The 26,068-nt window shown below is 64.8% G+C and carries 26 protein-coding genes and 1 tRNA gene; 22 read left to right on the top strand and 5 right to left on the bottom strand.

From position 1 onward, the window contains the following. Positions 1–19: 19 nt before the first annotated feature. Both ABD687_RS05380 and ABD687_RS05375 read right to left on the bottom strand, forming a co-directional pair. Entirely contained in the window at positions 20–445 is a 426-nt protein-coding gene (locus tag ABD687_RS05380; RefSeq protein ID WP_264269255.1) for a YciI family protein, read from the bottom strand. Positions 446–836: 391 nt separating this feature from the next. Beyond that, positions 837–912 (bottom strand) — tRNA-Arg (locus tag ABD687_RS05375). Positions 913–1,115: 203 nt separating this feature from the next. Here ABD687_RS05375 and argS point away from each other — a divergent pair. From argS to ABD687_RS05270, 21 genes are all read left to right on the top strand, one after another. Next, a complete protein-coding gene (gene argS, locus ABD687_RS05370; protein WP_264269256.1) occupies positions 1,116–2,756 on the top strand; it encodes an arginine--tRNA ligase in 1,641 nt (546 codons plus the stop codon). Between the two features lie 6 nt (positions 2,757–2,762). After that, complete coding sequence (lysA, locus tag ABD687_RS05365; protein WP_302265664.1) at positions 2,763–4,184, top strand: diaminopimelate decarboxylase; 1,422 nt, start codon at positions 2,763–2,765, stop codon at positions 4,182–4,184. Positions 4,185–4,192: 8 nt separating this feature from the next. Further along, positions 4,193–5,479, top strand: coding sequence for a homoserine dehydrogenase (locus ABD687_RS05360; RefSeq protein ID WP_302265665.1), 1,287 nt, complete (start codon positions 4,193–4,195; stop codon positions 5,477–5,479). Then, the gene (gene thrC / locus ABD687_RS05355; protein ID WP_302265666.1) at positions 5,480–6,580 is read left to right on the top strand and encodes a threonine synthase; all 1,101 of its coding nucleotides are present in this window, start codon (positions 5,480–5,482) and stop codon (positions 6,578–6,580) included. A gap of 34 nt (positions 6,581–6,614) precedes the next feature. Further along, the gene (thrB, locus tag ABD687_RS05350) at positions 6,615–7,550 is read left to right on the top strand and encodes a homoserine kinase (RefSeq protein WP_302265668.1); all 936 of its coding nucleotides are present in this window, start codon (positions 6,615–6,617) and stop codon (positions 7,548–7,550) included. A gap of 342 nt (positions 7,551–7,892) precedes the next feature. Then, positions 7,893–10,130: a transcription termination factor Rho gene (rho, locus tag ABD687_RS05345; protein ID WP_310292952.1), complete on the top strand. Its 2,238-nt coding sequence runs from the start codon at positions 7,893–7,895 to the stop codon at positions 10,128–10,130. A gap of 129 nt (positions 10,131–10,259) precedes the next feature. Continuing rightward, complete coding sequence (gene prfA / locus ABD687_RS05340; RefSeq protein ID WP_264269262.1) at positions 10,260–11,342, top strand: peptide chain release factor 1; 1,083 nt, start codon at positions 10,260–10,262, stop codon at positions 11,340–11,342. 7 nt (positions 11,343–11,349) lie between these two features. Continuing rightward, complete coding sequence (prmC, locus tag ABD687_RS05335) at positions 11,350–12,219, top strand: peptide chain release factor N(5)-glutamine methyltransferase (RefSeq protein ID WP_310292954.1); 870 nt, start codon at positions 11,350–11,352, stop codon at positions 12,217–12,219. A gap of 30 nt (positions 12,220–12,249) precedes the next feature. Beyond that, positions 12,250–13,344, top strand: a complete 1,095-nt coding sequence (locus tag ABD687_RS05330; protein ID WP_377700305.1) for an L-threonylcarbamoyladenylate synthase — start codon at positions 12,250–12,252, stop codon at positions 13,342–13,344. Between the two features lie 32 nt (positions 13,345–13,376). Beyond that, on the top strand, positions 13,377–14,459 hold the full coding sequence (locus tag ABD687_RS05325; protein WP_302265673.1) for an MraY family glycosyltransferase: 1,083 nt from the start codon (positions 13,377–13,379) through the stop codon (positions 14,457–14,459). 114 nt (positions 14,460–14,573) lie between these two features. Continuing rightward, positions 14,574–15,119 carry a hypothetical protein gene (locus tag ABD687_RS05320; RefSeq protein ID WP_310292959.1) on the top strand — a complete coding sequence of 182 codons (546 nt, stop codon included), beginning with the start codon at positions 14,574–14,576 and terminating at the stop codon, positions 15,117–15,119. Continuing rightward, the gene (locus tag ABD687_RS05315; protein ID WP_264269267.1) at positions 15,106–15,354 is read left to right on the top strand and encodes a hypothetical protein; all 249 of its coding nucleotides are present in this window, start codon (positions 15,106–15,108) and stop codon (positions 15,352–15,354) included. Before ABD687_RS05320 ends, ABD687_RS05315 begins: the two co-directional genes overlap by 14 nt. 78 nt (positions 15,355–15,432) lie before the next feature. Beyond that, a complete protein-coding gene (atpB, locus tag ABD687_RS05310; protein ID WP_264269268.1) occupies positions 15,433–16,239 on the top strand; it encodes a F0F1 ATP synthase subunit A in 807 nt (268 codons plus the stop codon). Positions 16,240–16,333: 94 nt separating this feature from the next. After that, the gene (locus tag ABD687_RS05305) at positions 16,334–16,549 is read left to right on the top strand and encodes a F0F1 ATP synthase subunit C (protein ID WP_209681488.1); all 216 of its coding nucleotides are present in this window, start codon (positions 16,334–16,336) and stop codon (positions 16,547–16,549) included. Between the two features lie 74 nt (positions 16,550–16,623). Continuing rightward, positions 16,624–17,178: a F0F1 ATP synthase subunit B gene (locus tag ABD687_RS05300; RefSeq protein WP_264269269.1), complete on the top strand. Its 555-nt coding sequence runs from the start codon at positions 16,624–16,626 to the stop codon at positions 17,176–17,178. Then, entirely contained in the window at positions 17,178–17,990 is an 813-nt protein-coding gene (locus tag ABD687_RS05295; RefSeq protein ID WP_264269270.1) for a F0F1 ATP synthase subunit delta, read from the top strand. Before ABD687_RS05300 ends, ABD687_RS05295 begins: the two co-directional genes overlap by 1 nt. Positions 17,991–18,112: 122 nt before the next feature. Next, on the top strand, positions 18,113–19,750 hold the full coding sequence (gene atpA, locus ABD687_RS05290; RefSeq protein WP_310292964.1) for a F0F1 ATP synthase subunit alpha: 1,638 nt from the start codon (positions 18,113–18,115) through the stop codon (positions 19,748–19,750). A 78-nt stretch (positions 19,751–19,828) separates the two neighbouring features. Then, positions 19,829–20,722: a F0F1 ATP synthase subunit gamma gene (locus ABD687_RS05285; RefSeq protein ID WP_217389145.1), complete on the top strand. Its 894-nt coding sequence runs from the start codon at positions 19,829–19,831 to the stop codon at positions 20,720–20,722. 59 nt (positions 20,723–20,781) lie between these two features. Then, positions 20,782–22,239 carry a F0F1 ATP synthase subunit beta gene (gene atpD / locus ABD687_RS05280; RefSeq protein ID WP_264269272.1) on the top strand — a complete coding sequence of 486 codons (1,458 nt, stop codon included), beginning with the start codon at positions 20,782–20,784 and terminating at the stop codon, positions 22,237–22,239. Positions 22,240–22,241: 2 nt separating this feature from the next. Next, entirely contained in the window at positions 22,242–22,526 is a 285-nt protein-coding gene (locus ABD687_RS05275; protein WP_264269273.1) for a F0F1 ATP synthase subunit epsilon, read from the top strand. 7 nt (positions 22,527–22,533) lie between these two features. Continuing rightward, the gene (locus tag ABD687_RS05270) at positions 22,534–22,971 is read left to right on the top strand and encodes a DUF2550 domain-containing protein (RefSeq protein WP_264269274.1); all 438 of its coding nucleotides are present in this window, start codon (positions 22,534–22,536) and stop codon (positions 22,969–22,971) included. A gap of 148 nt (positions 22,972–23,119) precedes the next feature. On the opposite strand, the gene ABD687_RS05265 is transcribed toward ABD687_RS05270, so the two are convergent. The 3 genes from ABD687_RS05265 to nucS all read right to left on the bottom strand — a co-directional run bounded on the left by ABD687_RS05265 (position 23,120) and on the right by nucS (position 25,571). Then, complete coding sequence (locus ABD687_RS05265; RefSeq protein ID WP_068735141.1) at positions 23,120–23,323, bottom strand: cold-shock protein; 204 nt, start codon at positions 23,321–23,323, stop codon at positions 23,120–23,122. A 227-nt stretch (positions 23,324–23,550) separates the two neighbouring features. Beyond that, on the bottom strand, positions 23,551–24,774 hold the full coding sequence (nagA, locus tag ABD687_RS05260; RefSeq protein WP_310292968.1) for an N-acetylglucosamine-6-phosphate deacetylase: 1,224 nt from the start codon (positions 24,772–24,774) through the stop codon (positions 23,551–23,553). A gap of 101 nt (positions 24,775–24,875) precedes the next feature. Further along, the gene (gene nucS / locus ABD687_RS05255) at positions 24,876–25,571 is read right to left on the bottom strand and encodes an endonuclease NucS (RefSeq protein WP_310292970.1); all 696 of its coding nucleotides are present in this window, start codon (positions 25,569–25,571) and stop codon (positions 24,876–24,878) included. A gap of 105 nt (positions 25,572–25,676) precedes the next feature. Between nucS and ABD687_RS05250 the strand changes: the two genes are divergently transcribed. After that, positions 25,677–26,027 carry a hypothetical protein gene (locus ABD687_RS05250; protein WP_302265689.1) on the top strand — a complete coding sequence of 117 codons (351 nt, stop codon included), beginning with the start codon at positions 25,677–25,679 and terminating at the stop codon, positions 26,025–26,027. Positions 26,028–26,068 lie beyond the last annotated feature (41 nt).

Below are 26,068 nucleotides of genomic sequence, written 5' to 3'. Positions count from 1 at the left end.
GGTGGCCCGGGCTTCGGGTTTACGGCTGTCCGAGTTCCTCGCGCCAGACCTCTTCCTTCTTGAGGTATTCGTTGTCGGCAAAGTCCTCGAAATCCGACATGTCGGTGACGCGGCGGACCTCGAGCTTGGCGCCGGCGCCCAGTGGCGCCCGGCTGGCCCACTCCACGGCTTCCTCCTTGCTGGAGACCTGGAGGATCCAGAAGCCGTTGAACAGCTCGTGGACTTCCCCATAGGGGCCGTCGGTGACGATCGGGGTTTCCTCCGAGAAGTCGACGACGAAGGCCTCGCTGAGGTCATCGGAAAGCCCCTCTCCGGCTAGCAGCACACCCGCCTTGATCAGGGATTCGTTGTAGGCGCCCATGGCATTTATGATCTCGTTGAAGTCCGCCTTCTCGTAGGCTTCCTTGGCGGCCTGGGTCGAGCGCATGATCAGCATGAATTTCATGGTGTTCTCCTTGGGGTTCGGGAAGGCGCGCAAATACGTCCTTCACTCATTACATCGAACGGGAGCCACCGATATCGACAGGTGAGCGAAAAAACTTTCAAGAACTTTGGAAGGCGTTCGATTTCGCGTGCATGTGGTGCCGGAAGGAGGATGCCCAGGGCGGCCGGGAGGGGGTGTTGGGTGCCTGGCAGCGCATCGGATACCTTATGCGGGCTCCGCAGCCTGAACGAGTGAGGGGACGTTCCCTGAAGACACTGCCGGCCCGAAGTGCGCATTGGCCCAAACGTGCAGGCCAGGGCACTGTGGGGCCGGGCCTGGGGGTGTCGGGAACAACAAAAAAGTCGCCGTCTCCCGGTGAAACAGGGAAACAGGGAAACAGCGACTCTTGCTTTGGTGCCCTCGAAAGGATTCGAACCTTCGACCTTCCGCTCCGGAGGCGGACGCTCTATCCCCTGAGCTACGAGGGCGTTGCCGGAAATCAACAACCAATTTCATGCTTTCTGAAACATTTTCCGGCTGGGAACGTAGACGAGCTTAGCAGGTGTGAAGCGGTGAATGACAAATTGGGCTTTCGCCGCTGCCTTGAGGCACCCAAATACGCATCTGATGTGTGCGACGCCGCGCCGTCACATCGTCCAATGGGGTCCGTGCCCCCGGTTATCCTTGAGTGGTGACTCCTGAAGAACTCTCCACAGCCATTTCCGCTTGCCTCCGCGACGCAGTCGACGCCGGCCAGATTTCCGTCGACGTGCCCGAGAATGTGCGAGTGGAGCGACCGAAGAGTCGCGAGCACGGGGATTGGGCCACCAACATCGCCCTGCAGCTGGGCAAGAAGGCCGGGATGAACCCGCGCGATTTCGCCCAGGTCCTGGCCACCCGCTTGGCGGAATCGGCCGGAGTAGCCGGAGTCGAGATCGCCGGACCGGGCTTCCTGAACATCACCCTCGAGGCTGGTGCCGCCGGGGGGCTGGCCAAGGCCATCGTCGAGGCCGGCACCGAGTACGGCAAGAACGATGCCCTGGTGGGCCACGAGATCAACATGGAGTTCGTCTCCGCGAACCCCACCGGACCGCTGCACATCGGCCACACCCGCTGGGCAGCCCTGGGCGACTCGATCGCCCGCGTGCTCAAGGCCAGCGGTGCCACCGTCACGTCCGAGTACTACATCAACGACGCCGGCAACCAGATGAACATCTTTGCCCTGTCTGTCTACAACCGACTGCATGGCCTGCCGGTTCCTGAGGGCGGCTACCCCGGTGCATACATCAAGGAACTGGCCGATGCCGTGGCCAAGGCGCACCCGGACATCCGATCGCTCACCCAGGAAGCCGCGCTGCCGATCGTCCGCCATGCCGCCTACGTGGCGCAGATGGCCGACATCAAGGAGACCCTGAACGACTTCGGCGTCGAGTTCGACGTTTTCTTCTCCGAACAGGAACTGCACGCCGGGGGAGCCGTCGAGGATGCCGTGGCGCGCCTGCGCGAGCAGGGTCACATCGACGACACCGACGGTGCCGTGTGGCTGCGCACCACGGACTTCGGAGACGACAAGGACCGCGTGCTGATCCGTGCCAACGGCGAGCCGACGTACTTCGCCGCCGACGCCGCCTACTACCTGTCCAAGAAGGACCGCGGCTTCACCGAGAAGATCTACCTGCTCGGCGCCGACCACCACGGCTACGTCAACCGCCTCAAGGCCATCGCGGCCGCGGCCGGCGACGATCCCAAGGTCAACATCGAGGTGCTGATCGGCCAGCTGATCTCGGTCAACGGCGCCCGCCTGTCCAAGCGTGCCGGCAACATCATCGAGCTGCGCGACCTGATCGACTGGCTCGGCGCCGATGCGCTGCGCTACTCGCTGGGCCGCTACCCGGCCGATTCGCCGATGACCATCGACCCGGAGCAGCTGAAGAAGAACACCAACGACAACCCGGTGTTCTACGTCCAGTACGCCCACGCCCGCTCCCGCGCCGCCAGCCGCAACGCGGTGGAAAAGGGCGTGGAACGCACCGACTTCGATGCGACGCTGCTCACCCACGAGACCGAGAACGACCTGCTCGCGGCCCTTGGCCAGTTCCCCTCGGTCGTCGCCCAGGCGGCAACCCACCGCGAACCGCACCGCGTGGCCCGCCACGTCGAGCTGCTCGCCGGCGCCTACCACTCCTGGTACGCGGCCTGCCGCGTGACCCCCGTGGGCGACGGCGCCGTCGAGCCCATCCACCGCACCCGCCTGTGGCTCAATGACGCCACCACCCAGGTCCTGGCCAACGGCCTGGGACTGCTGGGCGTCTCGGCCCCGGAAAAGATGTAAGGAACCATGACCTCTTCACCACTTGCCCCGACCTGGCTGTCCCTGCCCACCGATGTCAATGCGCTGCGCCCGATCGAATGGGCCGCCGGCGTCGCCCGCTCCGAAAGCGGCGAACTCGCCGTGCAGAACCTGTTGGTCAGCGACCTGGCCAAGGAATTCGGCACCCCACTCTTCGTGCTGGATGAAGACGACTTCCGTGCCCGTGCCCGCGGCTTCAAGCAGGCCTTCGACGCCGCGTTCGCCGATCTGTGCGGCGGCGTGGATGTCTACTACGCCGGCAAGGCGTTCCTGAGCACCGAGGTGGCCCGCTGGGTCACCTCCGAGGGCCTGCGCCTGGACACCTGCTCCGGCGGGGAAATGGCCGTGGCCCGCGTCGCCGGCGTGCCGGCCGCCAACCTCTCGCTGCACGGGAACAACAAGTCGGCCACCGAAATCCGCACCGCGCTGGAGGCCGACCTGGGCCGCATCGTCATCGACTCGCTGGACGAGCTCGAGCGCGTGGCACTGCTGGCGCGCGAGACCGGCAAGCGCGCCAATGTGATGCTGCGCCTGACCCCCGGCGTGCACGCCAGCACCCACGAGTTCATTGCCACCGCGCACGAGGACCAGAAGTTCGGCCTCTCGATGATCCCGGTGGGCGATGACGCTTCCCCCGCTGCGGCCGCGGTCGCCTTCGCGCTGGGTCACCCGGAGCTGAACCTGCTGGGCCTGCACGCGCACATCGGCTCGCAGATCTTCGAGGCCGAGGGCTTCGCGCTGGCCGCGCAGAAGATGCTCGGCTTCCTGGCACAGGTCAGGAAGGACCACGGCGTCGAGCTGCCCGAGCTGGACTTGGGCGGCGGCTATGGCATCGCCTACACCGAGGTCGACACCCCGCGCGAACCGGCGGTGCTGGCTGCCGCCATGGCAGAGGTCGTGGGCAGCACCGCTGCCGAACTGGGCCTGAAGGTCCCGCGGATCTCCATCGAGCCGGGCCGCGCCATCGCCGGCCCCTCCACCTTCACCCTCTACGAGGCCGGGGTGCGCAAGTCGGTCCAGGTCGAGACCGGGGACGGCACCCTGGTGCCCCGCCGCTACGTGTCGGTTGACGGCGGCATGAGCGACAACGCCCGACCGGTGCTTTACGACGCCGACTACACCGCGGTGCTGGCCGGCCGTGTGACGGAAAGTGAACCGATTATTTCACGTGTGGTTGGGAAACATTGCGAGTCCGGTGACATAGTCGTACGGGACGTTTACCTGCCCGAGGATGTTGCCGCCGGCGACCTTTTGGCCGTTCCGGGAACCGGGGCCTATTGCTGGGCCCTGTCGAGCAACTACAACTACCTGGGTCGCCCGGGCGTGGTTGCAGTGCGCAATGGCGCGGTCCGCGCCATCATCCGCAGGGAAACCGAAGCCGATCTGTTGGCCCGCGATTTGGGAGCATAGAAATACACGTGAAAACACTGAAGGTGGCCCTGCTTGGCTGCGGCAACGTCGGGTCCCAGGTGGCACGCATCCTCTTGGACCATTCCGATGTGCTGGCCGACCGCGCCGGCGCCAAGCTTGAACTCGCCGGCATCGCCGTGCGCAGCCTCGAGACCAAGCGCGACGCGGCGATTCCCGCGGAATTGTTGACCACCGACGCACCCGCACTGGTCGACGGCGCCGACATCGTCATCGAGTTGCTGGGCGGCCTGGAACCGGCCGGCGAACTGATCCGCCGGGCGCTGGCCCGCGGTGCCTCGGTCGTCACCGGCAACAAGGCACTGCTCGCTGCCCAAGGCGCCGAACTCAACGCGCTGGCCTTCGAGTCCGGCGCCCAGCTGCGCTACGAGGCAGCCGTCGGCGGGGCCATCCCGATCCTGCGCCCGATCTCCGATTCCCTCTCCGGGGACCGGATCAACAAGATCATGGGCATTGTCAACGGCACCACCAACTTCATCCTCGACGCGATGGACACCACCGGTGCCCAGTTCGACGACGTGCTCGCCGAGGCCCAGGCCCTGGGCTATGCCGAGGCCGACCCGACCGCCGACGTGGCAGGGCACGACGCCGCCGCGAAGGCGGCGATCCTCGCCTCCCTGGCCTTCCACACCGACTTTGCCTACGCCGACGTGCACTGCGAGGGGATCACCAAGATCACCGCCACCGACGTCGCCGCCGCCAAGGAGGCCGGCATGGTCATCAAGCTGCTGGCCATCGCCGAACGCACCCAGGACGGCATCGGCGTGCGCGTGCACCCGACGCTGCTGCGCCGCACCCATCCGCTGGCCGCCGTCCACGGCGCCTTCAACGCGGTCTTCGTCGAGGCGGAAAACGCCGGCGAGCTGATGTTCTACGGCGCCGGCGCAGGCGGGGCACCCACTGCCTCCGCCGTCATGGGCGACACCGTTTCGGTGGCCAGGCGCGTGGTCTCCGGCGGTCCACTGCCGGCCATCGCCGCGCAGCAATCGGTCAAGGCGCTCGCGTTCGACGAGATCTCGACCAGCTACTGGATCGGCCTGCGCGTCTCGGACGAGCCCGGCGTGCTTGCAGCCATCGCCGCGATCTTCGCGGAGAACACCGTCTCCATCGAGGCGCTGCGCCAGTCGATCATCGAAGAAAACCACGGCGGGTCCGCCGAGCTGCGCATCGTGACCCACCGCTCCACCGAGTCCTCGCTGGCCGCCGTCGTGGCCGCCGTCGCCGACTTGGATGCCGTCCAAGAAGTAACCTCTGTCCTGCGAGTTGAAGGAAACTAAGTGGCCCACCAGTGGCGCGGAGTCATCCGCGAATATGCCGAACGCCTGCCCGTCGACGAAAACACCAAGGTCATCACCTTGGGCGAGGGCGGTACACCCCTGGTGTTCGCCCCGGCACTGAGCGAGCTCACGGGCTCCGAGGTGTACCTCAAGGTCGAGGGCATGAACCCGACCGGTTCCTTCAAGGACCGCGGGATGACCATGGCGATGACCGCAGCGGTCGCCGCCGGCGCCAAGGCAGTTGTCTGCGCATCCACCGGCAACACCTCCGCCTCCGCCGCCGCCTACGCCACCCAGGCCGGGCTCAAGTGCGCGGTGCTGGTCCCGGACGGCAAGATCTCCATGGGCAAGCTCTCCCAGGCCATCGCCCACGGCGCCGAGCTGCTGCAGGTCGACGGCAACTTCGACAACTGCCTCGAGGTCGCCCGCAAGCTCAGCGAGAACTACCCGGTGTTCCTGGTGAACTCGGTGAACCCCGCGCGCATCGAGGGCCAGAAGACCGGCGCCTTCGAGGTCGTCGACTACCTGGGCGACGCCCCCGACTACCACGTGCTTCCGGTGGGCAACGCCGGGAACATCACCGCCTACTGGAAGGGCTACAAGGAGTACTCCTCCGAGTACACCACCCAGGCAGGTGACACCCTGGCACCGGTGTCGACCAAGACCCCGATCATGTGGGGCTTCCAGGCCGCCGGCGCCGCACCCATCGTGCTGGGCCACCCGGTCACCGAACCGGACACCATCGCCACGGCCATCCGCATCGGCAACCCCGCGTCCTGGCAGCAGGCCGAAGAGGCCCGCGACGAATCCGGCGGCATCATCGACTCGGTGACGGACGCCGAGATCCTGGCCGCGCACCGCTGGCTGTCCTCCCGCGAGGGCGTCTTCGTGGAGCCGGGCTCCGCGGCCGGCGTTGCGGGCATCATCAAGCACCACGCCGCGGGCAACGTGCCGGCCGGCAAGAAGATCGTCATCACTGTCACCGGCCACGGCCTGAAGGACCCCGACTGGGCCCTGAAGACCGAGGACGGATCGCCGGTCACCCCGACCAAGGTCGAGTTCGATGTCGTCTCGGTGGCTTCGGCCCTCGGCCTGGCCTAGCCCCGGCACCGGATACAAAGGGGACCAACGCCTGATGCCGCAGATCCAAGCCGGACAATCCATCGCCGTGCACGTGCCGGCCACGAGCGCGAACCTGGGGCCCGGCTTCGACGTGCTGGGCCTGGCCCTGTCGGTGTGCGACACCCTGGTGGTGCACACGCAGGCAGAGTCGGGCGTCAGCGTGTCCATCACCGGGGAGGGGGCGGAAACGCTGCCCACCGACGAGACGCACCTGATTGCCAAGACGATCCTGGAGCGCTGGGCGGAACTGGGCTTTGAGCCCTGCGGCCTGCGCATCGAGGCGACGAACAACATCCCGCACGGCCGCGGCATGGGATCCAGCGCCGCGGCCATGGTCAGTGCGCTGGCAGCGGCCAATGCGCTGCTTCCCGCCGACGCGCAGTCGGGCGCCGAGGAAATCTTCCAGGCCGCCTCGCGCTGGGAGGGGCACCCTGACAACGTCGCCCCGGCCGTGTACGGCGGGTTGACGCTGTCCTGGACCACCGATGCCGGATTCGGCACGCTGCAGGGGGTGCTGCATTCGGACATTGTCCCGGTCATTGCCATCCCCGACATCGAGCTGTCCACCGCCGCTGCCCGCGGCCTGCTTCCGGAATCCGTGCCGCACGCCCTTGCAGCGGCCAACGGGGGACGGGTGGGCCTGCTCATCCACGCATTGGCCCACGAGCCGGCAGCGCTGATGGTCGGCACGGAGGACTTCCTGCACCAAGGGTTCCGCGCCCCTGCCATGGAGCAGAGCGCCGGCCTCATCGCGCACCTTCGCTCCGCGGGGCATGCAGCCGTGGTCTCCGGGGCCGGTCCCACGGTGTTGGTCCTGAGCAATGGCCAGGACGGTGCGCAGGCGGCCGCCGCTGCGATTTCCGGTTACGCGGCACGCCACGCCGAAACAACGTGGCGTGTCCGAATTGAGTCAGTACCCCCAACGGGTGTTAGAGTAGAAGTGCTCTAGCACCCGCCTGAAAAGAGTTGTCCGTATTTCGATGGATGACTCGTCGCGTTTCGTGCAGCCATCAATTCCTTCACCCGCCGCGGCGGGTGGATCTTGGGGAATTCGATCATCACAAACCATTTTCGCTGGGCGAGCAGGCACACCCACACCATCCGATTGAAACCGTCAACCATGTTGGTGACTAGATCCCTTGGTGTGTCTCACGATCGACCGAAGCATCCGCCTCGTTCCACTTGGCGGTGCACGGCCGAACCTTTTCCCGCATCTGACGCGGGAACGGGGCTAGTCAAACGTTGCGGGTCTCTCTGACGGGATCCGCCCGACGAGGGGGAAGGAACCTTCGTGACCGAAACCACCAGCCTTACTGCAGGCGTGGAAGAAAACAACGCATCCAAGGGCGGCGGACTCGCCGGCCTGAAACTCGCACAATTGCAGGTGCTTGCGTCCCAGCTGGGCATCACCGGCGGTTCGCGGATGCGCAAGAACGATCTTGTCACCGCGATCTCAAACCACCAGCGTGGCGGCTCCGTGGCCGACCGCGACGCCAAGGCCAAGGCAGAGCCCAAGGCCGACGCCAAGACCGAGGCCCCCGCCAAGGCGGAGAAGGCACCGGCCAAGTCGGCCGCCAAGGCCCCGGCCCGCGGCGCCGCCAAGGACGCTGCGAAGCAGGCGGAGGCCCCGGCCGCCGCCGAGCCGAAGGCCGATGTCGCACCGGCGGCCGCCGAGGCAAAGGCCGAACAGCCCGCCACCCGCCGCACCCGCAACCGCCGCGCCGATTCCAGCGGAACCGTTGCCCCGGCCGCCGAGGCACCCGCCGCCGAGCCGAAGGCCGACGCCGCCCCGGCCGCAGCCGAGTCGCCGGCGACCGAGGAGCGCGCACCGCGCCGCAACACCCGCAACCGCCGCGCCGAGTCCACCGGCACCACCGAGGCCCCGGCCGAAACGGCACCCGCTGCCGCGGCCGAGCCGGCATCGGCCGATTCCACCGAGTCGACCCAGGACGCCAACGAGTCCCGCAGCGAACGCGGCGACCGCAACGAGCGCAGCGAACGGAACCGCAACCGCCGGGACCGCAACCGCAACCGCCGCGAAAACAACGCCAACACCAACGACTCCGCCGAGTCCACCGAGCCCGCCGAGGCCCAGGAGGACAAGCAGGTCGAGGCCAAGTCCGGCGACTCGCGTTCCAACGACGGCAAGTCGAACGAGCGCAGCGAAGACCGCCGCGAAAGCTCCGAGGAGCGCTCGGCCAACCGACGCGAGCGCAACCGCGAACGCAATGAGCGCAACCGCGAGCGCAATGCCAACCGCAGTGAGCGCGGGGACCGCCAGGACCGCGGCAACGACCGCAACGACCGCAACGACCGGAACAACCGCCGCGGCCGCAACCGCAACCAGCCGGACGTCGATGACACCGAGTTCAGCGATTCGGACGTGCTGCTGCCGGTAGCCGGCATCCTGGACGTGCTGGACAACTACGCTTTCATCCGCACTTCCGGCTACCTCGCCGGCCCGTCGGACGTCTACGTCACCCTGAACCAGGTCAAGAAGTACAACCTGCGCAAGGGCGATGCCGTGGTCGGCGCCATTCGCGCCCCCCGCGAGAACGAGAACCCCTCCTCGCGAGCCAAGTTCAACGCCCTGGTGAAGCTGACGGCGATCAACGGCAAGACCCCGGAGGAGAATTCCAGCCGCGTTGACTTCTCCAAGCTGGTCCCGCTGTACCCGACTGAGCGCCTGCGCCTGGAGACCGACCAGAAGCTCATCGGCCCCCGCGTCATCGACCTGGTTGCCCCGATCGGCAAGGGCCAGCGCGGCCTGATCGTTTCGCCGCCCAAGGCCGGCAAGACCCTGATCCTGCAGTCCATCGCGAACGCCATCACCATCAACAACCCAGAGGTCCACCTCATGATGGTGTTGGTTGACGAGCGTCCCGAAGAAGTCACCGACATGCAGCGCACCGTCAAGGGTGAGGTCATTGCCTCGACCTTCGACCGCCCGGCCGACGACCACACCACCGTGGCCGAGCTCGCCATCGAGCGCGCCAAGCGCCTGGTGGAAATGGGCATGGACGTCGTGGTCCTGCTGGACTCGATGACCCGCCTGGGCCGCGCCTACAACCTGGCGGCCCCGGCCTCGGGCCGCATTCTCTCCGGCGGTGTCGATTCCTCGGCGCTGTACCCGCCCAAGCGCTTCTTCGGTGCTGCCCGCAACATCGAAAACGGCGGCTCGCTGACCATCCTCGCCACCGCACTTGTGGAGACCGGTTCCAAGATGGACGAGGTCATTTTCGAGGAGTTCAAGGGCACCGGCAACATGGAGCTGCGCCTTTCCCGCCAGCTGGCGGACAAGCGCATCTTCCCGGCCGTCGACGTCAACGCGTCGGGTACCCGCCGCGAGGAGAAGCTGCTGTCCCCGGATGAGGTTCGGATCATGTGGCGCCTGCGCCGCGTGCTCTCGGGCCTGGACACCCAGCAGGCTCTGGAGACCCTCACGGGCAAGATCCGCGAGACCTCCTCCAACGCCGAGTTCCTGATGCTCATCAACAAGACCACGCTGGGTTCCAAGAACGACGCCTAGCTGCCCATGCGCCCAGTTTCACCGTGCCCGGACACCCCGGGCTCGGTGAGGCTGGGCGTTGGTCGTTAACACCAGATTCCTTTTCGTTCCCTACACTGGGAACCAGCCGTAGTGAAAGAAGCTGAAAACATGTTTGAGTCCGTACAGGGCCTACTCGATGAGCACGCAGCCCTCCAGGCCCGGCTCTCGGACCCCGCCGTTTACCAAGACCAGGCCCTGGCCCGCAAGCTCGGCCGCCGTTCCGCCGAGCTCAACGGCATTGTCGAGGCGCACCGGCGCTGGAAGCAGGCCACCGAGGACCTCGAGACGGCCCGGGAAATGGCCGACGAGGACCCCGACTTCGCCGCAGAGGTCGAGGAGCTGAACACCAAACTGCCCGTGCTGGAGGAAAAGTTGCGCCGGCTGCTGATCCCGCGCGACCCCAACGACGCGCGCGACGTGATCCTCGAGGTCAAGGGCGGGGAAGGCGGCGACGAGGCTGCCCTCTTCGCAGCCGACCTGCTGCGCATGTACACCCGCTACGCGGAGACCAAGGGCTGGAAGACGGAGCTCATCTCCTTCAACGAGTCGGACCTCGGCGGCTACAAGGACGCGCAGATGGCCATCAAGGGCAAGTCCAACGACCCCGCCGAGGGCGTCTACGCGCACCTGAAGTTCGAGGGCGGGGTGCACCGCGTGCAGCGCGTGCCGCAGACCGAGTCCCAGGGACGGATCCACACCTCGGCCGCCGGCGTGCTGATCCTGCCCGAGGTCGACGAGCCCGAAGAGGTCGATATCCACCCGAACGACCTGAAGGTCGATGTCTACCGCTCCTCGGGCCCCGGCGGCCAGTCGGTGAACACCACCGACTCCGCGGTGCGCTTGACCCACCTGCCCACCGGCATCGTGGTGGCCATGCAGAACGAGAAGTCGCAGATCCAGAACCGCGAGGCAGCCATGCGCGTGCTGCGTTCGCGCCTGCTGGCCCACCAGCAGGCCATCATCGACGCGGAGAACTCCGACATCCGCAAGTCGCAGGTGCGCACCATGGACCGCTCCGAGCGCATCCGCACCTACAACTACCCGGAAAACCGGATCGCCGACCACCGCACCGGCTACAAGGCCTACAACCTTGACCACGTGATGAACGGCGAGCTGGACCCGCTGATCAACTCCTGCATCGAGATGGACGAGCAGCAGCGCCTGGACGCCATCGGCGGGGACAAGGGCTAGGACGCAGGTGAGCGAATCGGGAAGCGGCAGGCCGCTGGCGCAGGTGCTCGGCGATGCAGCGGCAGTCCTCGAATCCGCCGGGGTGCCCTCCCCGCGGGTGGATGCCGAGCTGCTGGCTGCCCACGTGCTGGACGTGGGCCGCGGGCGGCTGGCCTCGATGTCGATGATGGGGGAGAGCTTCACCCCCGCCGCTGCTGCAAGCTTCGAGCAACTGGTGGCCAGGCGCGCCACCCGCGTGCCGCTGCAACACCTCACCGGCGTCGCCCATTTCCGGTACCTGGACCTTTTTGTGGGTCCCGGCGTGTTCGTGCCGCGGCCCGAGACCGAGTCGGTGGTGCAATTGGCCATCGACGCCGCCCGCGGGATGGAGCACCCGCTGATGGTCGACCTGGGCACCGGGTCCGGCGCGATCGCCGGCTCGCTGGCGCATGAAGTGCCCGGGGCACGGGTCCACGCGGTGGAGCTTTCCGACGACGCGTTCCCCTACGCGCAGCGCAACCTGGCGCCGCTGGGTGTCAACCTGGTGCAGGGGGACCTGACCTACGCGTTTGCCGAGCTCGACGGGAGCTGCGACGTGGTCGTTTCCAACCCGCCCTACATCCCCGCCAACGCCCTGCCGCGCGAACCAGAGGCCCGGGACCACGACCCGCATATGGCGCTGTACGGGGGAGGGGAGGACGGCATGGTCCTGCCCCGCGCCGCCGAGGCCTCCGCAGCACGGTTGTTGCGCCCCGGGGGCTTCTTCGTCATGGAACACGCCGAGGTCCAGGCCGCTGGCATGGCGGCGATGTTTGCCGCCTCCGGGCACTGGGAGCAGGTGGCGACCCACCGTGACCTGACCGGACGAGACCGTGCCACGAGCGGCATCCGCCGCTGAAAACCCACGAAACATGGAAGAATGAATCACGTGACTTCACGTTTTGATGCCCGCGACAGCCAGCAACTGGAGGCTGGTCTCGAGGCCGCACGCGACGCATTGGCCCAAAACCGATGCATCGTGATGCCCACAGACACCGTCTACGGCATTGCCGCCGACGCCTTTTCCGCCCAGGCCGTGGCGACCCTGCTGGCCGCCAAAGGCCGGGGACGGAACATGCCGCCCCCGGTGCTGATCCCCCAGGCAGCCACGATGGACGGCCTGGCCATCGACATCCCCGCCTTCGCCCGGGACCTGGCGGCGGAATTCTGGCCCGGCGCGCTGACCCTGATACTTCACGCCCAGCCGTCACTGACCTGGGACCTGGGGGAGACCCGCGGCACCGTGGCCCTGCGGATGCCCGACGACGAGGTGGCCCGCCAGCTGCTGCGCAGCACCGGCCCGCTGGCCGTCTCCTCGGCGAACCGCACCGGTCACCCCGCCGCCGCCACCGCCGAGGCCGCCTTCGGTCAGCTCGGCGAGACCGTCGAGGTGTACCTTGAGGCCGGGGCCCGCCCGATCGCCGGTGAAGCCTTGAGCTCCACCATCGTCGACTGCACCCTCACCCCGCCCCGCGTGGTGCGCGCCGGTGCGATCTCCGTTGAGGCGCTGCGCGTGGTGGTTCCCGACCTTCTGGACACCGACGGTCAACCGGACCCGGCCCTGACAGTGGACGCCGCGCCGTCATCCGATGAATCCGGTGCGGGGTTCGCGCAAGCCGAAGCCGATGTGAACGACACTGCAGCGGAAGCCCTGCCCGCAAGTGATGATTTCTTGTTGCCCGACGCCAACAGCGACAACACGGACGCCAACGCCGACACGGACGCCAACAGCGACAACACGGACGCGGACGCCGACACGGACGCCAACAGCGACAACACGGACGCGGACGCCGACGCCGACACGGACGCCGACGCCGACGCCGACACGGACGCCGACGCCGATGCCGACATCGCGTCAGGCCCTGCCACTACGCATTCGGACGCCAAGTCCGGCACCGCGCCGGGGGTCACTCCCGTTGAAACACAGAATCGCGGCGGCACCGAAAGCGGGGACGCCGCAGGGGAGTCCGCCCGGACACCATGAGAAGCTATTTGCTCCTGATCGGGATCACGTTCATGACCTCGTATCTGCTCACTCCGGTGCTCCGGGTCCTGGGTGTGCGATTCATGCCCCAGCTCCCGGTGCGCGACCGCGACTTCCACCACAAGCCCACCCCCAAACTGGGTGGAGTTGCCATTGTGGGGGCGCTGTACCTGGGAATCTCGGTGGCCCAGCAGATGTCGTTCTTCTCCGGCATCTTCAGGTCCCCCGAGCCCATCCAGGGAGTGCTGATCGCCTTGGCCATCATCCTGGTCATGGGGGTGCTCGATGACCTGATCGACCTGCGCTGGTGGGCCAAGCTCATCGGACAGGTCGCCGTGGGCCTGGTGATTGTCCAGCACGGGATCCTGCTCAAGGCCCTGCCCGTCGGGTCGCTGCATATCGATTCCCCTGCCCTTCAGGTCTTCGTCACGGTGCTGGTCATCGTGGGCACGATGAACGCGATCAACTTCGTCGACGGGTTGGACGGCCTCGCCGCGGGGATCTCGGCCATCGGGGCGGCAACCTTCTTTGTCTACAGCTACTTGCTGGCCACGCGCGTCAGCGCGGAGGACTACGCCAACTTCTCGGCGCTGCTGTGTGCGGTGCTGCTGGGGGCGACGCTGGGCTTCCTTCCGCACAACTTCCAACCGGCTTCCATCTTCATGGGAGAGACCGGAGTGCTGGCCATCGGGCTGCTTTTTGCGGTGGCCACGCTTGCCGTTACCGGCGACGTGCTGGGGCAGGATGCCTTCCGCTTCCGCAACGTCCCGGCCTTCATGCCGGTGATCCTGCCGGTCGCCGTGATCGTGCTGCCGTACCTGGACCTGTTGCTATCCGTCATCAGGCGGACGGCCAAGCGCAAATCACCCTTCAGTGCCGACCGCGGGCACATCCACCACCGCTTGGTGGACCTGGGGCACAGCCCCCGCGCCGTGGTCCTGATCCTCTACCTATGGGCGGCGCTGGTTGCCTCCGGTGTCGTGGTGATTTCGCTGAGCGACAGACGAATCGCAATTCCCCTTTATGTTGCGGCCTTCATTTTCGTGACGTTTGTCACCTGGCTGCCCATGCTCAAGCGGGCGCACGGCAAGCTCGGCTTGCCCGGCGCCAAGTAGGCCCTCCTTTCCCTGTAGCGCCGGGCCCATCGGCGGTTCGGAGCCCCGTTCTATCTCGTGTAGAATTCAAGGTGCCTCTTCACGGAGGAACATACCCCATTAAGCCTCCATGTCATGCAGGGCCCATCAGCGGTGCTGCTGCAACAAGGGAACTGGACATACATGATCAAGTCGGGACGCGGTTCCAAACCGAGCGGTGCGCTGGTTGCATCGTCGGCTCCGCGCTCCCCGTGGTTGGGCATCCTCAAGACTTGCGTTTCCTACACCGTTGGTGTCGGCGCCGTTGCGTCCATCGTTGCTTGGCCGATCCTGGACGCACAAGCGGCCGGTTCGCTGGCGTTCGGATGCGCCCTGATCGTTGTTTTCTTCGGCATCAGCCTGCTCGTTGCCGATTGGGCAGGACGGCATCGCGCCAGTTGGGCGCTGCCGGCCTTCCTGTTCATGTATTTCATCAAGATCCTCGGCATGGGTTTCCTGGTGCTTTTTTCCGGACTGCCCGAATGGGTGCTTGCGCCCTACTTCATGTGGGGGGCCATTGGTTCCCTGGTGCTGTGGCAGGTCGGAGAGATTCGCGCCTTTTCCCGGGCGAGGCTTCCCATTTTCAACCAGGACGATCCATCGCCGTCTCCATCCGATGGAGGCGAACATGGAAAACCCTGAGATGGACCCCAGCCAAGCGCCAAGTCAGGCCCCCGTCCGCGAGTACGTCAACTACATTGTTGGCGGCCTGCTCGCGTGGGGTTTGATAGGCTGGGGCCTGGATCTTTTGCTGGACACTCGCTGGATAGTTTTCCTCGGGGCGCTCTTAGGCGCCACCGCCGGATTGTTTCTGGCTCGCCACCATTTGCGGCATCGACGCCGCGGGTTTCCACGCAGCGATGAGATCGACCACTAGAACTTCACACGGTGTGCGGTGCCTTGCGCCGAATCACCGATTTTGCCCCACGACCGAAACTGCAGAGAGGACAGCGCGTTGACCGCGTTTGCGCTTCCGACGGCCACTGAACCCTATGTCCCGCCGTCGATTTCCGACACCCACCTTCCCGAGGTGCTGCCATGGTTAGCCGAGTACGGGACCGGTTTCGGCAAGCAGATGGTCATGATCATCCTCTCGATCATCTTGATCGTGTGGTTCTTCAAGTCGGCCATCAAGAATCCGAAGCTGGTACCAGGCAAGGCACAGTTCCTGGCCGAAAGCGCCTACGGCTTCGTCCGTAACAGCGTGGGCCGCGACATCATTGGCGAGAAGAACTTCGCCCAGTGGGTGCCGATGCTCTTTGCGACCTTCTTCTTCATCCTGCTGAACAACCTCTTCGGAGCAATCCCGTTCCTGCAGCTTCCCTCGTTCTCCCACGCCGGCGCGGCTTACGCCATGGCCATCATCATCTACGGCACCTGGATTGCCGTCGGCGTGAAGAACCACGGCATCCGCTACTTCAAGCTGGCCGTCGTTCCCTCGGGGGTCCCGGGGTGGATCCTGCCGCTGTTGGTGCCGTTGGAAATCATTTCCAACTTCATCGTCCGCCCGCTGACCCACTCCTTGCGTTTGATGGCAACCATGCTCGCCGGCCACATCATCGTGATGCTTGCCGCCACCGGTGCCCAGCACTTGATCATGGTCCAGGAGTCGCTGGCCCTGAACGCCGTTGGCGTGCTGGTCATCGTCGGTTCCGTGGCGATGTACTTCCTCGAACTCCTGATCATGGTCCTGCAGGCATTTGTCTTCACCCTGCTGACCGCCCTCTACATCCAGGGTGCCCTGGATGCAGACGCCCACTAATTCGGGCTCGCACCACACAAACAAAGTTTTCCCCTTCATCAGGGAATGACCTCACAACCTGCCGACAAAGTGTCGGTATCTTGAAAGGAACGAAATGGAACTCCACGGCTCCCTCAACATGATCGGCTACGGCCTGGCTGCAATCGGCTCGGCCATCGGCGTGGGCATGATCTTCGCTGCCTACATCAACGGTGTTGCACGCCAGCCGGAAGCTCAGCGCATCCTGCAGCCCATCGCCATGCTGGGCTTCGCCCTTGCAGAAGCTCTCGCCATCCTGGGCTTGGTCTTCGCCTTCGTCGTCGGCGTCTAGTTCCCCTCGTAGTGGCCCTGCCACTTGCGCAGGTGCCATTCCAATTGGAACTTAAGAGATAAGGAAGAGTGAGAATGATCAGCAACGAATTGATCCTCGCTGCAGGTGAGGGTGCAAACCCTCTGCTTCCGAACCCGTGGGAAATTCTTGTCACTGCCGCAGGCTTCGCTGTCCTGCTGTTCTTGGTGGTCAAGTACATTGCCCCGGCATTCGAGAAGTCCTACCAGGACCGTGTCACGGCCATCGAGGGTGGACTTGAAAAGGCAGAGGCCGCACAGGCCGAAGCCAACGCCACCCTGGAGCAGTACAAGGCACAGCTGCTGGAAGCACGCACCGAAGCCAACCGCATCCGTGAGGAAGCGCGCGAAGAAGGTGCCCTGATTCTTGCGGAACTGAAGACCAAGGCAGCAGAAGAGTCGACTCGCATTACCGAGCAGGCCCACCGCCAGATCGAAGCCGAGCGCACCGCAGCAGTTACCTCGCTGCGTGCCGAGGTCGGAACCCTGGCTACTTCATTGGCCAGCAAGATCGTCGACGACGCTCTTGAGAACGACGAGCGCGCTTCCCGCGTGGTCGATAAGTTCCTGGCAGACCTGGAAAACCAGCAGAACGCAGGTGCATCGAACTAATGGCAGGTGTATCGAGCGAGTCACTGTCCGCGGCGCTGGCGTCGTTGGAAACCAAGCTTGCACACGCGTCCTTGGAATTGTCCGCCGAGCTATTTGGGACGGTTGACGTTCTGGATGGCAATGCAGGCCTGCGTCGCGCACTGACTGATCCGGCTCGCGGGGCCTCGGACAAGGCAGGGCTTGTTGCCCAGCTGTTGCACGGTAAGGTCTCGGCGGAAGCCGAATCCACCGTCGCGTCTCTGGCAACCTCGCGTTGGAGCTCGGCACGAGACATTGGCGATGCACTGGAGACCGTGGCGGCAACTGTCGCCATCGCGGTAGCCGAGCGTCAGGGCGGTTCCGCAGGACTGGAGAGGCTCGAAGAAGACCTCTTCGCGTTCATCCGTGTGGTTGGGTCCAGTCATGATCTGCAGCGTGCCCTCGATGATTCCAAGGCAACGGCCGAAGCCAAGGGCGCCCTGGCGCTCAAGCTGGTGCCGAACGCCTCGGACGCATCTGCACTGCTGATCCGCCAGGCCGTCGCTTCGCCGCGCGGGCTCAAGCCCGTTGCACTTCTGGAGCGCTTCGTGGAATTGGTGGCTAAACGCCAGGACCGCTGGATTGCGCAGGTGAGTGTCACCCGTGATCTCACTGCCGAGCAAACAGCGCGCCTGCAGGCAGGCCTGAACAACCTTTACGGCCGGGACTTGAAGATCAATGTCGAGATCGACCCGGCACTAGTAGGCGGCATCCGCATCAAGGTGGGCGACGAGGTTGTTGACGCAACCGTCGCCACCCGCGTCGCGGAGCTTCGCCGCCAGTTGGCAAGCTAGGCAGCCCCCCACTTCAACACGGGGGGCCTGCCTTGCAGGCCAGTCACCATAGACTGAATCAAATTTCGGTTACCGCAACGATTGACCGCGGTAATCACAACTTAGGAGAGCAGGGACTGCAGATGGCCGAATTGACCATCAACGCCGACGACGTCCGCAATGCCTTGAATGAGTTCGCAGCGTCCTACGAACCGGGCAAAGCAGAGCGCACCGAGGTCGGCCGCGTAACCACGGCAAGTGACGGTATCGCCAAGGTGGAGGGTCTTCCCTCCGTCATGGCAAATGAGCTGATTCGCTTCGAAGACGGCACCCTGGGCCTGGCCCAGAACCTTGACACCCGCGAGATCGGTGTTGTCGTCCTGGGCGACTTCACCGGCATCGCCGAAGGCCAGCGCGTAGAGCGCACCGGCGAGATCCTTTCGGTTCCGGTTGGCGACGCCTTCCTCGGCCGAGTGGTTGACCCGCTGGGCGAGCCGATCGATGACCTGGGACCGATCGCGTCCTCCGGTCGCCGCGCACTGGAGCTTCAGGCTCCGGGCGTGACGCAGCGCAAGTCGGTTCACGAACCGCTGCAGACCGGCATGAAGGCCATCGACGCGATGATCCCGATCGGCCGTGGCCAGCGTCAGCTGATCATTGGCGACCGCCAGACCGGCAAGACCGCCCTGGCCGTTGACGCGATCATCAACCAGAAGGCCAACTGGGCTTCCGGGGACACCAACAAGCAGGTCCGCTGCATCTACGTGGCAATTGGTCAGAAGGCTTCGACCATTGCCGCAGTGCGTCAGACCCTTGAAACCAATGGTGCGCTGGAATACACCACCATTGTTGCCTCCCCGGCCTCCGACCCGGCCGGCTTCAAGTACCTGGCACCGTACGCCGGCTCGGCCATTGGCCAGCAGTGGATGTACGACGGCAAGCACGTTCTGATCGTCTTTGATGATCTGTCCAAGCAGGCCGAAGCCTACCGCGCCGTATCGCTGTTGCTGCGTCGCCCGCCGGGACGCGAAGCCTACCCGGGCGACGTGTTCTACCTGCACTCCCGCTTGCTTGAGCGTTGTGCAAAGCTCTCCGACGAGCTCGGAGCAGGCTCGATGACCGGTCTGCCGATCATCGAAACCAAGGCAAACGACGTCTCGGCCTTCATTCCGACCAACGTCATTTCCATCACCGACGGCCAGATCTTCCTGCAGTCGGACCTCTTCAACGCCAACCAGCGTCCGGCAGTCGACGTGGGCATCTCGGTGTCCCGCGTTGGTGGCTCGGCGCAGATCAAGGCCATGAAGAAGGTCGCCGGTACGTTGAAGCTCGAGCTGGCACAGTTCCGCGACATGCAGGCATTCGCCATGTTCGCCTCGGACCTCGATGCCGCTTCGAAGCAGCAGCTGACCCGTGGCGCGCGCCTGATGGAACTGCTCAAGCAGGGACAGTACGCACCGTTCCCGGTTGAGGACCAGGTTGTCTCCGTGTGGGCCGGCACCAAGGGCTACCTTGATGACGTCCCGGTTGAAGACGTTCGTCGTTTCGAGACCGAGTTCCTTGCCCACCTGCGCCACCGCACCAACGTGCTCACCGTGATTGCCGAAACCGGCAAGCTCGAGGACGAGACTGTGGAATCGCTCAAGTCGAACATCGCCGACTTCAAGGCCGGCTTCTTCGGTGAAGGCGACGACAAGCTTGTCGCCGCCGGCAACGAAGAATTCGACGCCTTGGCCGAGGGATCCGTCGACCAGGAAAAGATCGTCAAGCAAAAGCGCTGACATCACCTTTGATTAGGGGTTGCCGCACCAGAAGGTGCGGTGCGGCAACCCCTGCAAAGGGATAAGGAAAGGACAAACATGGGAGCCCAGATTCGGGTCTACCGCCAGAAGATTGCATCGACGACGTCGATGGGCAAGATCTTCAAGGCGATGGAACTGATCGCCTCTTCCCGTATTGGCAAGGCACGCGCGCGTGTCTCGGCATCGCTGCCATATGCCAATGCGATTACCCGTGCTGTTACTGCCGTCGCGTCACAGTCCGAGGTTGATCACCCACTGACTACCGAGCCGGAGTCAATCCGTCGCGCGGCAGTCTTGGTCATGACCTCTGACCGCGGACTCGCCGGGTCCTACTCCGCCAGCGTCTTGAAGCAGGCAGAGCACCTCGTTGAACTGCTCCATGAAGAAGGCAAGGACGTCAAGACCTACCTGGTCGGCCGCAAGGCTCAGGCGTACTTCGATTTCCGTGGACGCGAATACGCGAAGGTGTGGACCGGTGGTACCGACGCCCCGGAGTTTACGACCGCACGCGAACTGCGCGAAGCCCTGCTCAAGGACTTCGCCGACGAATTTGAAGTGGGAGGCGTGGACGAGATCCACGTTGTCTTCACCCAGTTCAAGTCGATGGTCGTTCAGGAACCGACGGTCATTCGTTTGCTGCCGCTTGAGGTTGTCGAGGAGGAGTCCGAGACTCCTGCCGATGAGCTGCTGCCGCTCTACGAATACGAGCCGGAGCCGGAGCAGGTGCTTGACGCACTTCTTCCGCGGTACATCGAATCACGCATCTTCAACGCCATGTTGCAGGCGGCGGCTTCCGAGCTCGCAGCCCGCCAGCGCGCGATGAAGTCCGCAGGCGACAACGCCAAGGAACTCATCAAGAAGTACACGCGTCTTCGTAACAACGCCCGCCAGGCCGAGGTTACCCAGGAACTCTCCGAAATCGTTGCCGGCGCTGACGCGCTGAACGGTTAACGGGAACTTCCTACCCACACTTACATCCACGCCATCTACACAAGTGAAGTGAGAGAGAGATGACTGCCCAACTCAACGAGCAGGGTAACGCTGCCTCGACCGGTGCAATCGGTCGTATCGCACGCGTTATCGGCCCGGTTGTCGACGTTGAATTCCCCGCCGACTCCCTGCCTGCTATTTACAATGCTCTTTCCGCTGAGATTACCCTCAACGGCAAGACCACCACCATCACCTTCGAAACCAGCCAGCACCTCGGTGACTCCATGGTTCGTGCTATCGCCCTGCAGGCCACCGACGGACTCGTCCGCGGTACCTCGGTGGTTGACTCCGGCTCCCCGATCTCCGTGCCTGTTGGCGACGTTGTCAAGGGACACATCTTCAACGTGCTGGGCGAGCCCCTCGACGTTGCGGCTTCGGAACTCGAGATCACCGAGCGCTGGCCGATTCACCGCAAGGCCCCGTCCTTCGCGAGCCTCGAAGGCTCGACCGAAATGCTGGAGACCGGCATCAAGTCGATCGACCTTCTCACCCCGTACATCAAGGGTGGAAAGATCGGCCTCTTCGGCGGCGCCGGCGTTGGCAAGACCGTGCTGATCCAGGAAATGATCACCCGTGTTGCACGTAACTTCGGTGGTACCTCGGTATTCGCCGGTGTTGGCGAGCGCACCCGTGAAGGCAACGACCTCTGGGTCGAAATGGAAGAAGCCAACGTCTTGAAGGACACCGCCTTGGTGTTCGGCCAGATGGATGAGCCGCCAGGAACGCGTCTTCGCGTGGCGCTTTCGGCACTGACCATGGCGGAGTACTTCCGCGATGTGCAGAAGCAGGACGTGTTGCTCTTCATTGACAACATCTTCCGCTTCACCCAGGCCGGTTCCGAGGTGTCGACCCTGTTGGGCCGCATGCCTTCGGCCGTGGGTTACCAGCCGAACCTTGCCGATGAAATGGGTCTCCTCCAGGAGCGCATCACCTCGACCAAGGGTCACTCGATCACCTCGATGCAGGCCGTTTACGTGCCTGCCGATGACTACACGGACCCGGCCCCGGCCGCGACCTTCGCCCACTTGGACGCGACCACGGAACTTTCCCGTGAAATCGCTTCCCGTGGTCTGTACCCGGCCATCGATCCGCTGACCTCCACGTCGCGAATCCTTGACCCGCAGTACGTTGGTCACGACCACTACAACACCGCGGTTCGCGTCAAGCAGATCCTCCAGAAGAACAAGGAACTGCAGGACATCATCGCCATCCTCGGCATCGATGAACTCGGTGAAGAAGACAAGATTGTTGTGTCGCGTGCTCGTCGCATCCAGCAGTTCCTCTCCCAGAACACCTACACTGCCAAGCAGTTCACCGGTGTCGAGGGTTCGACGGTTGCCATCAAGGACACCATCGAGGGCTTCAACGCGATCTGCAACGGCGACGTCGACCACATCGCCGAGCAGGCATTCTTCAACATCGGCGGCATGGACGACGTTGAGCGTCAGTGGGCCGACATCCAGAAGTCGACTCGCTAATCATGGCCGAACTCCAAGTCGAAATCGTTGCTGCCGACCACTTCGTGTGGTCCGGTGCGGCGAAACTGGTCAAGGGACGCACCAGCAATGGCGAGATCGGGATCCTTCCCGGCCACGTGCCGATGCTGGCCGTCCTCGCTGCCGGTGATCTGGAAATCGTTCCGGTTTCCGGTTCACGGTTCTCGGTCCAGGTTGATGGCGGGTTCTTCTCCGTTGATACCGACCGTGTGGTGATCGTAGCGGACAACGCCGTCATGGCCGACTCCGTCCCGGCGGGAACTCGATAGTCCTGCCTTGAACGAACTCGGCATTCCTGTGCTCATCGTGTTGGCAGCCCTGCTGCTTGTGGTGATGTTCTTGGGTGCCATGGGAGTGCGCCGCATTCAGTTGCGGCGCACTCTTGGCACATTCGACGCTTCCATCTCCACGTCCTCCGGGAAGTGGATGATGGCGATTGCGCGTTATGGCCCTGGTGAGCTTGAGTTCCTCAAGCTCTTTTCGGTCTCCCCGATCCCTGTGCATCGATTCCTGCGGACGTCCATCCGGCTCAAGGGCTGGCGGCGTCCCGCGGAAGAGGAAAAGCACTTGGTGCAGCCCGGCAGCGTCATCGTGATGATGAGCTATGAAGGCCGAGAAGTCCTGATCGCCATGGATTACCAGACCTACAACGGCCTTTCGGCCTGGTTGGAAGCCGGCCCCGTTGCCGGCGTCGGCACCTGGCGGCAAGACTGATCAAGCAAGACAAAAAGCATGGGGCGGGATGATTGAATCATCCCGCCCCATGCTTTTTGCATCTTCTTAGGTTTACGCCCGTCCGGATCCGTGCCGCGTTGCGGTCGATTGCCTGACTGGTGAAAAGTTCAAAGAATTTGTGAAGTCCTTAGAGACCGACAACGCCGGTGGCCTGCGGACCCTTGGCACCCTGGCCAACTTCGAATTCCACGCGCTGGTTTTCTTCCAGCGTACGGAAGCCGTTGGTCTGGATTTCCGAGTAGTGCACGAACACGTCGGCCTCGGCGCCATCAGGAGTGATGAAGCCGAATCCCTTTTCGGCGTTAAACCACTTCACGGTTCCCTGAGCCATGTATTTCTCCTCATTTAGTGCGAAAATCTGGCCGTTGCACTGTGCGACGACCATTGGTGGTACTCAAGTGAGAAGATCACTGGCGTGGGTATGACCCCGCCGCAGTTACTTCACACCCGCAGCACTGCTTTGGCGGGTATGACTAACCAACACAAAGACTGAGTCAAGCATCACACAAACGTGTGACTTGGGTCAACACCTCTGGGTCCGCTTGCTCAACGGAAACTTCACAATAGGTTTTTGCCGTTCCGCACGACCTGCTGCAGCGCAAGGCCGGCATCCAGAACCAGCATGTCAGCTACGAATCCCTGGTGCAGCCGGCCGGCTTCGTCGATCAGGCCCAGGATGCTCGCCGGAACCCTGGTGGCGGAGATGACGGCGTCTTGCAGGTCCACGCCCGCCGCTACCGCAGAGCGCACCACCTCGAGCATGCTGGCTGTGCCTCCCGCCAGCGAGCCGTCCGAGGCCAGTCGGGCCTGCCCGTTGGCAACGGTGACCGTGGACGGGCCCAGCCTATAGCTGCCGTCTTCCAGGCCGGTCGCTGCCATCGAGTCGGTGACCAGTGCGATGGATTCGGCACCGACCAGCTTGAACATGGTCCGCACCATCACCGGATCCAGGTGGACGCCATCGGCCACCAGCTCAACGATGATCTTTCCGCGGGCCGCGAGCTCCAGGCAGGTGGCAACGGCGCCGGGTGCGCGGTGGTGCATCGGTGCCATGCCGTTGAACATGTGCGTGACGGTGGGCCGCTCCGTGAAGCCGTCGACACCGGCACTGGAAAGTTCCTCGCGGGCAACCGCAAGGGAGGCAGAGGTCGTGTCGGCGTCGGCGTCGGTGTGCCCCAGGGACGGCACCACCCCCTGGGACACCAGTTGCTCGAGCAGGGCATCGGATCCCGGGCGTTCCGGGGCATAGGTCATGGTGCGCAGCTGGCCGGCCGCTGCGTCGATGAGCTCGTCGACGAACTCGGGATCCGGGTCGATGAGGTGTTCCGGGTCCTGTGCCCCGCAGCGCGCAGCGGAAAGGAACGGGCCCTCGGCATGGATCCCGGCGATGTCGCCGCGTTGGGCAAACTCCGCGAGCACGGCGGCAGCCGCCAACATGTCCGCACGCGGGGCAGTGACCAGCGAGGCCAGGAATGTGGTGGTGCCGGAGCGGTGGAGGTACTCGATGGCGGTGGCGATCGACTCGGGGTCGCCCGAGGGAAAGTCCCCGCCGCCGGCGCCGTGGCAGTGAAGGTCGATCAGGCCCGGGATGATGATCGTGCCTTCCGGGCTCTGGCGCAGCTCGAAAGTGTCCGATTCGTCGAAAAACGTAAACTCGTGCTCATCGCCGGTGAAGGCGATGCGGTCGCCCTCCACCGCAACAACGCCCCGGGGGATGTCCCTTCCGGGGGTGATGAGTCGTCCGGTCAGCGCATAGCGTTCAGGTGAGTCGGTGGCAGTCATGGACCCAGTCTAGGGCCGGGCGCGGCGGCGAATCACGTATCCGCGCCGCAAAAGTTCCATCGTCCCCGGCGCGGTGTCGCAGCGCGGGGAAAGCGGGGGGCCTAGAAGAGGCGCGCGGCCACGTCGTCGACGCCGCGCATCGCGTCGTAGTCAAGGATCAGGCAGTCAATGCCGCGATCGGTCGCCAGGGTGCGGGCCTGCGGCTTGATCTGCTGGGCGGCATAGACCCCGCGCACCGGCTTGAGCAGCGGGTCGCGGTTCAGCAGGTCCAGGTAGCGGGTGAGCTGCTCGACGCCGTCGATGTCGCCGCGGCGCTTGAGCTCGATGGCCACGGTGGCGCCGTCGGCGTCCCGGGCCAGGATGTCGACCGGGCCGATGGCGGTCATGTACTCGCGGCGGATCAGCGTGAAGCCGACACCAAGGGTCTCGATCTGGTCGGCGAGCAGGCGCTGCAGGTCCGACTCGACGCCGTCCTTGATCAGCCCGGGATCGATGCCGAGGTTGTGCTCGGTGTCGTGGATGATCTCCTTGATGTGCACCACCAAGCGGTCGTCGGACTTCTGGTGGGCAACGTGCCAGAGCTCGACGTCGCCCTCGGCGGCCTGCTCCTCGTCGGGGGCCACAATCCGCATCACGGCGGGCGGGCTCATCCAGTTCAGCGGCTTGTAGCTGCCGCCGTCGGAATGGACCAGCACCGAGCCGTCGGCCTTGACCATCAGCAGGCGGGTCGCCAGGGGGAGATGGGCACGCAAACGGCCCTCGTAATCAACTGAACACTTGGCAATCACTAAACGCACAACAGGCACTCTACCGGGTTTCGGGCAGGTGCCGTGGCCGGAGCGACACCACCCGGGGGTGCGTCCCGGGCCGGAGGGGCGGAGCATCTGGGGCAGAATTGGATCATGGCCCGCTCCAACCGACCCTCTCGCTCCTCCGCTCCCAAGCCCCGCTCCGGCCGGGTCAACAAGTGGACGCGACCCGACGACGGATCGGACGAGCAGTGGCTGGAGAAGGCCCGCTACGGGGTACAGCGCCTGCAGGACGCGCCCGATGGCCAGTGGCACGTGCGCCGGATTTCCTCGGTCGGCGCGGCGAAGACCTACAAGTGCCCCGGATGCGGGCAGTTCATCAAGCCCGGGACCGAGCACCTGGTTGCGTGGCGTGCTGACCATTGGTCGGGCGATGACGCCTCGGCCGCAGCACGGAGGCACTGGCACCCGAAGTGCTGGGAATCACGCTCCTACCGGTACTGATCGGATGGGCAGCGACGGAATCAATGCCGCCTGCACCCAGG

Origin of the sequence: Paeniglutamicibacter sulfureus (assembly GCF_039535115.1) — a bacterium.
Taxonomy (GTDB): Bacteria; Actinomycetota; Actinomycetes; order Actinomycetales; family Micrococcaceae; genus Paeniglutamicibacter; species Paeniglutamicibacter sulfureus.
This window is presented reverse-complemented; position numbering and strand designations above follow the sequence as displayed.